This is a genomic window from Streptomyces sp. NPDC102467 (assembly GCF_044765445.1).
In the GTDB taxonomy this organism is placed as follows: domain Bacteria; phylum Actinomycetota; class Actinomycetes; order Streptomycetales; family Streptomycetaceae; genus Streptomyces.
Map to the genome: position 1 here is coordinate 274,540 of NZ_JBIWKA010000014.1, position 11,601 is coordinate 286,140.

The 11,601-nt window shown below is 70.5% G+C and carries 10 protein-coding genes; 7 read left to right on the plus strand and 3 right to left on the minus strand.

The window, feature by feature from the left end; all coding sequences use genetic code 11:
• The first annotated feature begins 428 nt into the window (after positions 1-428).
• From ACIREE_RS29110 to ACIREE_RS29125, 4 genes are all read left to right on the plus strand, one after another.
• A complete protein-coding gene (locus ACIREE_RS29110) occupies positions 429-599 on the plus strand; it encodes a Trm112 family protein (protein ID WP_363199446.1) in 171 nt (56 codons plus the stop codon).
• A gap of 29 nt (positions 600-628) precedes the next feature.
• Positions 629-1,756 (plus strand): SIS domain-containing protein, encoded by a 1,128-nt coding sequence (locus ACIREE_RS29115; RefSeq protein WP_404158335.1) that lies wholly within the window; start codon positions 629-631, stop codon positions 1,754-1,756.
• A 164-nt stretch (positions 1,757-1,920) separates the two neighbouring features.
• A complete protein-coding gene (manA, locus tag ACIREE_RS29120; RefSeq protein WP_404158338.1) occupies positions 1,921-3,072 on the plus strand; it encodes a mannose-6-phosphate isomerase, class I in 1,152 nt (383 codons plus the stop codon).
• 110 nt (positions 3,073-3,182) lie between these two features.
• On the plus strand, positions 3,183-4,160 hold the full coding sequence (locus ACIREE_RS29125) for a cation diffusion facilitator family transporter (protein ID WP_404158341.1): 978 nt from the start codon (positions 3,183-3,185) through the stop codon (positions 4,158-4,160).
• Between the two features lie 79 nt (positions 4,161-4,239).
• Here ACIREE_RS29125 and ACIREE_RS29130 read toward each other — a convergent pair whose 3' ends face one another.
• Complete coding sequence (locus tag ACIREE_RS29130; protein ID WP_404158344.1) at positions 4,240-6,312, minus strand: fructose-specific PTS transporter subunit EIIC; 2,073 nt, start codon at positions 6,310-6,312, stop codon at positions 4,240-4,242.
• 445 nt (positions 6,313-6,757) lie between these two features.
• Between ACIREE_RS29130 and ahcY the strand changes: the two genes are divergently transcribed.
• Both ahcY and ACIREE_RS29140 read left to right on the plus strand, forming a co-directional pair.
• On the plus strand, positions 6,758-8,221 hold the full coding sequence (gene ahcY, locus ACIREE_RS29135; RefSeq protein ID WP_404158348.1) for an adenosylhomocysteinase: 1,464 nt from the start codon (positions 6,758-6,760) through the stop codon (positions 8,219-8,221).
• 204 nt (positions 8,222-8,425) lie between these two features.
• Positions 8,426-9,040: a hypothetical protein gene (locus tag ACIREE_RS29140; RefSeq protein WP_404158351.1), complete on the plus strand. Its 615-nt coding sequence runs from the start codon at positions 8,426-8,428 to the stop codon at positions 9,038-9,040.
• Between the two features lie 23 nt (positions 9,041-9,063).
• On the opposite strand, the gene ACIREE_RS29145 is transcribed toward ACIREE_RS29140, so the two are convergent.
• Positions 9,064-10,074: an RDD family protein gene (locus ACIREE_RS29145; RefSeq protein WP_404158410.1), complete on the minus strand. Its 1,011-nt coding sequence runs from the start codon at positions 10,072-10,074 to the stop codon at positions 9,064-9,066.
• Between the two features lie 105 nt (positions 10,075-10,179).
• Here ACIREE_RS29145 and ACIREE_RS29150 point away from each other — a divergent pair, with 105 nt between their 5' ends.
• Entirely contained in the window at positions 10,180-11,187 is a 1,008-nt protein-coding gene (locus ACIREE_RS29150) for a stage II sporulation protein M (protein WP_404158413.1), read from the plus strand.
• A gap of 228 nt (positions 11,188-11,415) precedes the next feature.
• Here ACIREE_RS29150 and ACIREE_RS29155 read toward each other — a convergent pair.
• The coding region (locus tag ACIREE_RS29155) for a hypothetical protein (protein WP_404158353.1) at positions 11,416-11,601 on the minus strand (186 nt) is incomplete at its 5' end.

Below are 11,601 nucleotides of genomic sequence, written 5' to 3' on the forward strand. Positions count from 1 at the left end.
CTAAACCGGCCGGCCCGCCCCCGGGGCGGGGGGGGGCCCCCCCCCGGCCCCCCCCCCCCCCCCCCCCCCCCCCCCCCCCCCCCCCCCCCCCCCCCCCCCCCCCCCCCCCGCCCGCCGCCCCCCCCCGACGCTCAGGCGACTGGACCGGTACTCGGCGACGGCGGGTACCTGATCGGGCATCCCCAGCCCGTCCGGCGCTTGAGGCCGCGAGCCCACCCCCGCCCGTCCGGCGCTTGAGGACGAGCCCTCAAGGCGACCGAACCTGCACCCGGCCACGGCGACGACACCCCACCGACCCACTCCGCTCCGCACCAAAACCCCGCCCAGCCCACCGCCGCCCAAGCCCAGCGCAGCGCCCCGGCGGTACGCTGACCGGGCTGAACCAGTGCACCCCGCACTCACCACACCCGCACCCGAAGGGAACCCTCATGCCGCTCGAAGCCGGCCTCCTGGAGATCCTCGCCTGCCCGGCCTGCCACGCCCCCCTCAAGGAGGCCGACGCCGAGCTGATCTGCACCGGCGACGACTGCGGTCTGGCCTACCCGGTCCGCGACGGCATCCCCGTCCTCCTGGTCGACGAGGCCCGCCGCCCCGCGTAACCGTTCCCGCGAGCAGGAGGCCCGACGCGATGTTCGACGAAACGCTCCTGGACGACACGGAGGCGCTGGCCAGGGCCGACCGCCGTGGCCTGCTGCGCGGCGCCGCCGAGGCAGGTGCCCGCGTCCGCACGGCGGCCCGGCACGCGGCCGAGGCCGGCATCAGCGACCTCAAGCCGGACGGCCGCCCGCGCGCCGTCCTGATCGCGGGCCCCGGCACCGCGGCCGTCGGCGTCGCCGACCTGATCGGCCGGCTGGCCGGCGCGGCCTGCCCCGTGGTCCGGCTGCGCCCCACCGGCGTCGCCCCCGCCGCCGGCGCCCTGCGCTGGGAGCTGCCCGGCTGGGCAGGCCCGGTCGACCTGCTCCTGATCGCCTCCCCCGAGGGCACCGAGCCGAGCCTCTCGCTCTTGGTCGAGCAGGCGTACCGGCGCGGCGTCACCGTCGTCGCCGTATGCCCCACCGGCGCCCCGCTGACCGAGACGGTGGCCGGCGCGCACGGCCTGTTCGTACCGATGGCGACGGCCCCGTACGAGCAGGACGAATCGGCCACGGCGGCTGCGCCCGGCGCGCTCTGGGCCCTGCTGACGCCCCTCCTCGTGCTCCTGGACCGCACCGGGCTGCTGTCCGCGCCGGCCGAGACCCTGGCGAAGGTCGCCGACCGCCTCGACCACACCGCCGAGCGCTGCGGCCCGGCCGTCGCGACGTACAGCAACCCGGCCAAGACCCTCGCCTCCGAGCTCGCTGAGGCGCTCCCGCTGATCTGGACCGAGGGCGCGGCCGCGGGCCCGGCGGGCCGCCGCTTCGCCGCCGCCCTCGCCGAGCTGGCCGGGCGGCCCGCCCTCGCCGCCGACCTGCCCGAGGCGCTGCCCGCCCACGGCGCGCTCCTCACCAGCGACCTCGCCGCGGCCGCCGCCCCCGACGACTTCTTCCGCGACCGCGTCGACGAGGGCCAGGGACTGCGCGCCCGCGTCGTCCTGCTCCGGGACCGGCCCACCGGCGGCCTGACCGCCGCCCCCGCGGCCCGCGAACTCGCGCTGTCGCACGACGTCGCGATCAGCGAGCTGGAACCGGAGGAGGGCACCGAGCTCGAAGCCCTCGCCGAGCTGATCGCCGTCACGGATTTCGCCGCCGTTTACCTGGGCCTCGCCTCCGGGACGTGACCCGGCCCCGACCCTGTACCCGGTCGGCCGACCGACGACGCCCGGCCACCACCGCACCCTGCCGCGGCACCGCCACCGCCGCGGCACCGCACCCTGCCGCCCGCTGCGGCACCGCCACCCCCGCAGCACCGCGCACCTCGCGTACGTACGGAGAAGAACACCTCATGGACCGCCTCACCAACACCGTCCGCCCCTACGCCTGGGGCTCCACCACCGCCATCCCGCACCTCATCGGCGCCGAGCCGACCGGCGAACCCCAGGCCGAGATGTGGATGGGCGCCCACCCCGGCGCCCCCTCGGGCACCGAGCGCGGCCCGCTCGACAAGGTCATCGACGCGGACCCGGCGGGACAGCTCGGCGAGGCGGCCGCCAAGAAGTTCGGCCCGCGCCTGCCGTTCCTCCTCAAGCTCCTCGCCGCGGGCGCGCCCCTCTCCCTCCAGGTGCACCCCGACCTCCAGCAGGCGAAGCAGGGGTTCGCGGAGGAGGAGGCGAAGGGCGTCCCGATCACCGCGCCCGACCGCAACTACAAGGACGCCAACCACAAGCCCGAACTGATCTGCGCGCTCACCGAGTTCGACGGCCTGTGCGGCTTCCGCGCGCCCGAGGAGGCCGCGAGCCTGCTCGAAGGCCTCGGCGTCGACAGCCTCAAGCCGTACACCGACCTGCTGCGCGCCCACCCCGAAGAGGCCGCGCTGCGCGAGGTCCTCACCGCCGTACTGAGCGCGGACCACGACGAGATGGCACAGACGGTCGCCGACGCCACGGACGCCGCCCAGCGCCTCGGAGGCGTCTACGAGCCGTACGCGGGCATCGCCCACCACTACCCCGGCGACCCGGGCGTCATCGCGGCGATGCTGCTCAACTACGTACAATTGCAGCCCGGCGAGGCCCTGTTCCTCGGCGCGGGCGTCCCGCACGCGTACCTGAACGGTCTGGGCGTCGAGATCATGGCCAACTCCGACAACGTCCTGCGCTGCGGCCTGACCCCCAAGCACGTGGACGTCCCCGAGCTGCTGCGCATCGTCCGTTTCGAGGCCACCGACCCGGGCGTGCTGCGCCCCGAGGCGTCCCCGGACGGCGAAGAGGTCTACGACACCCCCATCGACGAGTTCCGGCTCTCCCGCTTCGTCCTGCCCGAGGACGCCCCCGCGCACGACCTCACGGCCGGGACACCGCAGATCCTGCTCTGCACGGCCGGCTCGGTCCACGCGGGTGAAATCGCCCTCGCCCCCGGCGAGTCCGCCTTCGTCCCCGCAGGAGAAAAGGTGGAAGTGTCCGGGGTCGGCACGATTTTCCGGGCGACCGTCGTGGCCTGACTCCAGCCCCGCACGTCCCGTGCTGCAACAATGACCCACCGCAAAGGCCGGGCAAAGCGGCAGACTTCCTCGCAGCGGCACGGGACGTACGAAGGGACACCAGGGACAACATGAGTGCTTCAGGCGGAGCAAAGGCGATCGTGGCGGCGCTCGCCGCCAACCTCGCGATCGCGGTGGCGAAGTTCGTGGCGTTCCTCTTCAGTGGCTCGTCATCGATGCTCGCCGAGTCGGTCCACTCGCTGGCCGACTCCGGTAACCAATTCCTGCTCCTGATCGGCGGCAAGAAGGCCAAGCGCGAGGCGACCCCGCAGCACCCGTTCGGCTACGGCCGCGAGCGCTACATCTACGCCTTCCTCGTATCGATCGTCCTCTTCTCCGTCGGCGGCATGTTCGCCGTCTACGAGGGCTACGAGAAGATCAAGCACCCGCACGACCTGGAGCACTGGTACTGGCCGGTCGGCGTTCTCGTCTTCGCGATCATCGCCGAGGGCTACTCCTTCCGTACGGCCATAAAGGAGTCCAACCAGCTGCGCGGAAAGCTTTCGTGGAGCCAGTTCATCAAGCGCGCCAAGGCCCCCGAGCTGCCGGTCGTCCTCCTGGAGGACTTCGGCGCGCTGATCGGTCTGGTCCTCGCGCTCCTGGGCGTCGGCCTCACCCTCGCCAGCGGCGACGCCGTCTGGGACGGCATCGGCACGCTCTGCATCGGCCTGCTGCTCATCACCATCGCGATCGTCCTCGCCCTGGAGACCAAGTCGCTCCTGCTGGGCGAGGCCGCGGGCACGGACGAGGTGCGCAAGATCGAGGAGGCCGTCGTCGACGGCGCCACCGTCACCGGGCTGATCCACATGCGCACGCTCCACCTCGGCCCCGAGGAACTCCTCGTCGCCGCGAAGATCGCCGTCCAGCACGACGACACCGCCGCCGAGGTGGCCCGCGCCATCAACGAGGCCGAGGCCCGCATCCGCGCCGCCGTCCCGATCGCCCGCGTCATCTACCTCGAACCGGACATCTACAGCGAGACCGAGGCCGCGAAGGGCCCCGACCGCGAGGCGATGCCGGGCGGCCCGACACCGACGCCGGAGCACTGATCTCTTCTTCTACGTGGAGGGGGCCCCGCCGAGACTTCTCGGCGGGGCCCCCTCCACGTACGGGCTGTCGGCAGGAGGCCTACCGCACCTCCGACAGCACCTCAAGGATCGCCGCGTCATCCGGCGCCGCCTGCAACCGCGCCCTGAAGTCGGTGTCCATCAACTTCCGCGAGAGCAGCGCCAGAATCCGCAGGTGTTCGTCACCGGCGGCAGCCTCCGGCACCGAGATCATGAAGACGAGCTTCGCCTTCGTCCCGTCCAGCGAACCCCACTCGATGCCCTCGGCGGACCGTGCGAACCCGACCACCGGCGCCGTCACCGCGTCGGTCTTGGCGTGGGGGATGGCGATCTCCTCGCCGAGGCCGGTCGTCCCCTGCGCCTCACGCCGCAGCGCGGTCCGCACGAGCTCCTCCACGTCACCGACCTTGCCGGTGGCCGCGAGCAGCCCGGCCATCTCACGAATGGCCGCTTCCTTGTCGCGCGCGTCCAGCTCCACCTTGACGGTCTGCCCGGTGAGATAGCCGGAGAGCACCTCGGCCCCCGCCGGGTCGGCGGGAGCGGGCGAGGTGATCTGCGCGGCGGCCACGGCGCCCTGCGCGGCACTGCCGGTGGCACCGGCGCCGACGCCGACGGCCGCGAGGGCGGGCTCGGGCCCGGCCGGCACGCTCACCAGAGCCTCACCGCGCCGCTTGCGCTCGCTGAGGTCCACCAGGGCGACGGTGGCCAGCGCGGTCACGATCGAACCCGCGACCACGGCCACGAAGAACATCGGCACGCCGCCCACGGCACCGAGCACCGCGACGATCGGGCCGCCGTGCGGCACCGCGTCCTCCACACCGGCCATCCCCGCGATGGCACCGGCCACGGAGCCACCCAGCATGTTGGCGGGAATGACCTGCGCGGGCCGCGCCGCGGCGAACGGGATCGCGCCCTCGGAAATGCCGAAACACCCCATGAACAGCGCGGCGAGACCCGTCTCCCGCTCCTGCTCGGTGTACAGCCGCTTGCGGATCAGCGTCGCGAGGCCCTGGCCCAGTGGCATCACGGGGATGGCGGCGGCACACATGCCCATGACGGTCTGGTTACCGGTGGCGATGAGCCCCGCACCGAACAGGAACGCCGTCTTGTTGACAGGACCGCCCATGTCGAACGCGATCATCAGCCCGAGAATCGCGCCGAGCAGGATCGCGCTGGTCCCGGTCATGCCGGAGAGCCAGCTGGTCAGATGCTCGAAGACCCAGGAGATGGGCTTGCCGATGACGTAGATGAAGAAGAGTCCGAGCGCGGTGGTGGCCACGATCGGGATCACGATGATCGGCATGATCGGGCGGGCGAACTTCGGGACCTTGACCTTCTTGATCCACAGGACCAGATATCCGGCGAGGAAGCCGGTCACGATCGCGCCGATGAATCCGGCCCCGGCCTTCGAGTCGTACAGGTCACCGGTGTTGGCGATCCAGCCGCCGATCATGCCCGGGACGAGCGCGGGCCGGTCACCGATCGCGTACGCGATATAGCCGGACAGGATCGGCACCATGAGGGTGAAGCCGATGGTCCCGATCTGGTTGACGTGCATCCAGAAGGAATCGGGCGGGATGACGAGACCGCCCTTGGGGTCGGTGTGCCCGCCAAGCGACAGCGAGATGGCGATGAGCAGCCCGCCCACCACCACGAACGGAATCATGTAACTGACGCCGTTCATCAGCGCCTTGTACGCGACGCTGCGCTCCCTGCCGCCACCGCCGGACGACGCGAGCGGCTCGGCGCCACCGCCACCGCCCCCGGCTCCGTGCACGGGTGCGCTCCGCACCTGCTCGATCAGTTGCTCGGGGTGGCTGATTCCTTCGGACACGCCGACCGAAAGAACCCGCTTGCCGGTGAACCGGCTGCGATCGACGTCCTTGTCCGCGGCGATGATGACGCCGTCGGCATCCTTGACATCGTTGTCAGTCAGAACGTTCTCGGCCCCGATGGACCCTTGCGTCTCCACCTTCATGTCGATGCCGAGGGCGTCCGCTGCCTGCTGCAGCTTCTCCGCCGCCATATAGGTGTGCGCGATGCCGGTCGGACAGGCGGTCACCGCGAGCAGCTTCAACTTCTTCCGCTGCTCGGCGGCCCCTCCGCCCGTGTGGGGGTCGGCCGGACTGGTCACGTGGCCCTCCTTTGCGCCTTCACCAAACAAGACCGCGCAAATGTTGGCGGTTTCTCTCGCATCCTGCAACAGGTACGCACGGGGCCAAAAGTCCGAAAGTCCCTGATCACCTGGTCTGAGGGCACTTGTTTCGCCAGGCCCGGGGGGGCTGAAACCGGCCACGCCCCGCTGCGACCGGGACGGGGACGGGGCGAAGACGGGGTGGGGCCGACTGAGCCGATCGGTGTAGATTCGTCACCAGCCAGACGTCGCTGCTGATGGCGGTCGGGCGGCCCGCGGGACGGGCCGGCCGAGGGAGAGAGGGCCTCCGACGGACTGCGCTGTGAGTGCCAGGGGACACCTGTGTCCCAGGACACCGCAGATCAGCCATGCGCGTACCCGATCGTGGGCATGCGCACCAAGCCCACCTCGACCGATCGCAACTGCACCGAGGAGCAGCTCACTTATGACGTCTGTCGCCAACCGACAGGACCAGGACTTCAAGGTCGCCGATCTCTCCCTCGCCGACTTCGGCCGCAAGGAGATCACCCTCGCCGAGCACGAGATGCCCGGCCTGATGTCGATCCGCAAGGAGTACGCCGCCGCGCAGCCGCTCGCCGGCGCCCGCGTCACCGGCTCCCTGCACATGACGGTCCAGACGGCCGTGCTCATCGAGACCCTGGTCGCCCTGGGCGCCGAGGTCCGCTGGGCGTCCTGCAACATCTTCTCCACCCAGGACCACGCCGCCGCGGCCATCGCCGTCGGCCCGAACGGCACGCCGGACAGCCCGCAGGGCGTCCCGGTCTTCGCCTGGAAGGGCGAGACCCTTGAGGAGTACTGGTGGTGCACGGAGCAGGCGCTGACCTGGCCGAACACCCCCACCGGCGGTCCGAACATGATCCTGGACGACGGTGGTGACGCCACCCTCCTCGTCCACAAGGGCGTCGAGTACGAGAAGGACGGCAAGGTCCCCTCGGTCGACACCGCCGAGTCCGACGAGCACCGCGTCATCCTCCAGCTCCTGAACCGCACGATCTCGAACGGTTCGCAGAAGTGGACCCAGCTCGCCTCCGAGATCCGCGGCGTGACGGAGGAGACCACGACGGGCGTGCACCGGCTGTACGAGATGCAGCGCGAGGGCTCGCTCCTCTTCCCGGCGATCAATGTGAACGACGCCGTGACGAAGTCGAAGTTCGACAACAAGTACGGCTGCCGCCACTCGCTGGTCGACGGAATCAACCGGGCCACGGACGTGCTGATCGGCGGCAAGACCGCCCTCATCTGTGGCTACGGCGACGTGGGCAAGGGCTGCGCGGAGTCGCTGCGCGGCCAGGGCGCCCGCGTGATCATCACGGAGATCGACCCGATCTGCGCGCTGCAGGCAGCGATGGACGGCTTCCAGGTCGCGACGCTGGACGAGGTCGTCGACAAGGTCGACATCTTCGTCACCACGACCGGCAACAAGGACATCATCATGGCGAGCGACATGGCCAAGATGAAGCACCAGGCGATCGTCGGGAACATCGGTCACTTCGACAACGAGATCGACATGGCCGGTCTCGCGAAGATCCCCGGCATCGTCAAGGACGAGGTCAAGCCGCAGGTCCACACCTGGACGTTCCCCGACGGCAAGGTCCTCATCGTGCTGTCCGAGGGCCGTCTGCTGAACCTGGGCAACGCGACCGGACACCCGTCGTTCGTGATGTCCAACTCCTTCGCGGACCAGACCCTCGCGCAGATCGAGCTGTTCACCAAGCAGTCCGAGTACCCGACCGACGTCTACGTGCTGCCCAAGCACCTGGACGAGAAGGTCGCGCGCCTGCACCTGGACTCGCTCGGCGTGAAGCTGACGACGCTCCGCCCGGAGCAGGCCTCGTACATCGGTGTCGAGGTCGAGGGCCCGTACAAGTCGGACCACTACCGCTACTGAGCAGCACACGCACCACGCCGGTCGCAGTCCCGGACACCGACTGACAGGACAGGCCCCCGCACCCCCGTGCCGGGGGCCTGTCCCGTACCCGGCCGCACCGCTGGCTACGGTGGACATGTCCTTCGACGCCCGCAGACCGCATGGCCCGTAACCCGCGACCGGCGGCAGCCGTCATCAAGCCAGCCAGAGGACCCCGCGAACCCCATGCCCCGAGGCCGATATTCGCTCCACGATCCGCACGATCACACCCCCCTCGGTGAAGAGCACTTCCACTGTGCGCCCGGCCCTTCGGGCTGGCGCTACGTAGCCCAACGGACCACCCCCTCCGGCGACCACGCCGGCTCGATCGACCTCGCCCTCGACGAGCTCGGCCGCCCCATCCGCCTCGAAGTGAACGCCGCGAGCTGGCAGGTGAGGGGAGCCGCCATCGACGGCGTCACCTGGGTACGCACCGACCCCACCGGCACCCACGCCACCGAGGGAAACGCCCCCGCCCATGCCTTCACCGGCACGTCCCCCGCGTTCCTCATCGCCACCACGCGTCTGCTCAACCTCACCCCCGCCTCCCCCTCGACCCGCGTCCGCCTTGTCGCGCTCACGGATCCCGCCCTGGCCCCCCGCACTTTGGACCAGTCCTGGACCTTGCTGAACAGCGAAACACACGCCACTGACAACGGACCGCTGGCAGTGGACGAATACCAGGTCAGCGCCTTGGACACGGGAGAGCAGCACACGATCCACATCAGCGGCGACGTGGTCCTGGCGGCCCCGGGCATCGAGCTGGAGGACCTCGAGACACCGCCGTCGACATTCAGCTGACGCGCTCGAACCCCGCGGCGATGTCAGGCAGGCGGGGCGAACCCGGTGGCCGGCGGCTCGGAACCCCCGGACTCCTGCGCCGGGTTGACGACCGGCGGCGCCACGGGCAAGGAAGCAGGCGGAGGAAAGGACCCGGCACCGGAAGCTGGAGCGACCTGCCCGCCGTACGTCCCCTGCGGGGGAGCGGAAACGGGAGCGGGCGGAGCGAACACGGCCGCGGGCGGCGGCACAGCAACCCCGGGCTGCCCATGGCCCCCATACGCCCCGGGGTAACCCACCTGCCCCACCGAGCCGAAGGCCCGCTGCGCCTCGCGTGACTGCCGCTCGTGCATCACCGCGGCCAGGAACGCCGCGGGCGGCACATCGCTCGGCGCGGGCGCACCGGTGTGCGCGGCGAGGTCGGCGGCCAGCCGCCCGGCCATGCCCCATCCGACCTGCGGATCCAACTGCCCCATCCGCGTCAGGTACTGCCGCACGGCCAGCCACAACCCCTCCGGCACAGCGGACAGATCCAACTGCGCGAACCGCCCGACCAGCCACGGCGGCGGAGGCGGCACGAACGCCGCCTGCCCGCTCGGCACCCGCTCGCGCACGACGAGCGTCCCCGCGAAGACGTCCCCGACCCGCCGCCCCCGGGCAGACACCAGCGAGGCGATGCACGCCACGACACCGAACGTCATCAGGATCTCCACGACCCCGACCGCCCCGCGCACCAACGCGTGGCGGAACCGGATCGGCCCGCCGTCGTCCCGCACGACCCGCAGCCCGCACGCGAGCTTCCCGAGGGACCGGCCATGGCTGAACGTCTCCACGGCGATCGGAATCCCGACCAGCACCAGCAGGAACAACGCCACGGAGAGCGCGGCCGCGGCGGCGTCGTCCAGCGACGCGGTCGCGGCCACCACGGCGATCGTCACGACGATGTAGACGACGAACGCGACCACCAGATCGATGAGCACGGCGAGCGCACGGCTCGGCAGCTTTGCGGGCCGCAGCTCCAACGCCACTGCCTCGCCTGTCACCAGCTCACTCACGCCGGCCACCCACCCTTCCCTGACCTGCCCTAGGAACCGCCAGTCTGCCAAGCTGAGGGCACATCGCGCCGCACAGGTGCCGGAATGCGAGGAGCAGCAGACCCGATGGACCTCGACGTCTTCGTGTCCGCCCACCGAGCCGAGTGGGACCGCCTGGACGCGCTGCTGCGCCGTCGACGCCGTCTGACCGGCACGGAAGCCGACGAACTGGTGACCCTCTACCAGCGCACGGCCACGCACCTCTCCCTCATCCAGTCGAGTGCCCCGGACCCCAGGATCATCGGCCGCCTCACCCAACTCGTGGCACGCGCGCGTAGTGCCGTGACCGGCACCCGCAGTGCTTCATGGCGCGACGTCACCCGTTTTCTCACCCGCGGTTTCCCGGCAGCGGTCTACAAGGCCCGCCACTGGTGGGTCCCCACGGCCCTGATCTCTACGGCGACAGCCGCCCTGATCGGCTGGTGGATAGGCACGCACCCTGAGATACAGGCCTCCATAGCCGCGCCGTCCGAGCTCCGCGAGATGACCCGCCCGGGCGGCCAGTACGAGACGTACTACTCGAGCCACCCGGCGACGTCCTTTGCGGCCCAGGTCTGGACGAACAACGCGCAAGCAGCCGCCATGTGCCTGGTCCTGGGCATCTTCCTGGGACTGCCGGTCCTGTGGATCCTCTTCCAGAACGTGCTCAACGTGGGCGTGGGCATCGGCCTGATGACCTCGGCCGGCCGCCTCGACACCTTCCTCGGCCTGATCCTGCCCCACGGCCTCCTTGAACTGACCGCGGTCTTCGTAGCAGCCGGCACGGGACTGCGCCTCGGTTGGACGGTCATCGACCCCGGCCCCCGTACGCGAAGGACAGCCCTCGCCGAAGAGGGCCGCGCAGCGATCGGCATGGCCATCGGCCTGGCCCTGATCCTGTTCATCTCCGGTGCCCTCGAAGGCTTCGTCACCCCTTCCGGCCTCCCGACCTGGGCCCGCATAGGGATCGGCATCGCCGCGGAACTCGCCTTTCTGACCTACGTCTATGTACTCGGCGGGCGCGCGGCCCGTGAGGGCGAATCCGGAGACCTGGAGATGGCCGAGCGCAGCGCGGTCCTGCCGACCGCCGCCTGATGTGCGTGCAGCCTCCCTGACCTGCTAGTCTCCTCTTCGCCCCGGAAAGACCGTTGACACGGCCGAACCGGGGAGGTAGATTCGAACAGTTGCCCCGAGCTCGACAAGTTCGACCGCAACGGTTAGTGTTTACCGCGCTTCACGAAATAACATTCTTCGAGAAGCCCTCCCGATAAATCGGAAAACAAGAGCCGGTCAGTCCGGCCCAAAACTTCTGATAAAGTCGGATCAGCCGAAAGGCAAAGGCCCCCAACGGCCACCGGAAATGAAATCCGAACCGGAAACGGAACGGAAAACGGATCTGGTAAGGTTGGAAACACGAAGGGAAGCGCCCGGAGGAAAGCCCGCGAGGGTGAGTACAAAGGAAGCGTCCGTTCCTTGAGAACTCAACAGCGTGCCAAAAGTCAACGCCAG

Coding starts and splice junctions, on each gene's coding strand:
- ACIREE_RS29110 (WP_363199446.1), top strand. CDS start 429: ATGCCGCTCGAAGCCGGCCTCCTGGAGATCCTCGCCTGCCCGGCCTGC.
- ACIREE_RS29115 (WP_404158335.1), top strand. CDS start 629: ATGTTCGACGAAACGCTCCTGGACGACACGGAGGCGCTGGCCAGGGCC.
- manA (WP_404158338.1), top strand. CDS start 1,921: ATGGACCGCCTCACCAACACCGTCCGCCCCTACGCCTGGGGCTCCACC.
- ACIREE_RS29125 (WP_404158341.1), top strand. CDS start 3,183: ATGAGTGCTTCAGGCGGAGCAAAGGCGATCGTGGCGGCGCTCGCCGCC.
- ahcY (WP_404158348.1), top strand. CDS start 6,758: ATGACGTCTGTCGCCAACCGACAGGACCAGGACTTCAAGGTCGCCGAT.
- ACIREE_RS29140 (WP_404158351.1), top strand. CDS start 8,426: ATGCCCCGAGGCCGATATTCGCTCCACGATCCGCACGATCACACCCCC.
- ACIREE_RS29150 (WP_404158413.1), top strand. CDS start 10,180: ATGGACCTCGACGTCTTCGTGTCCGCCCACCGAGCCGAGTGGGACCGC.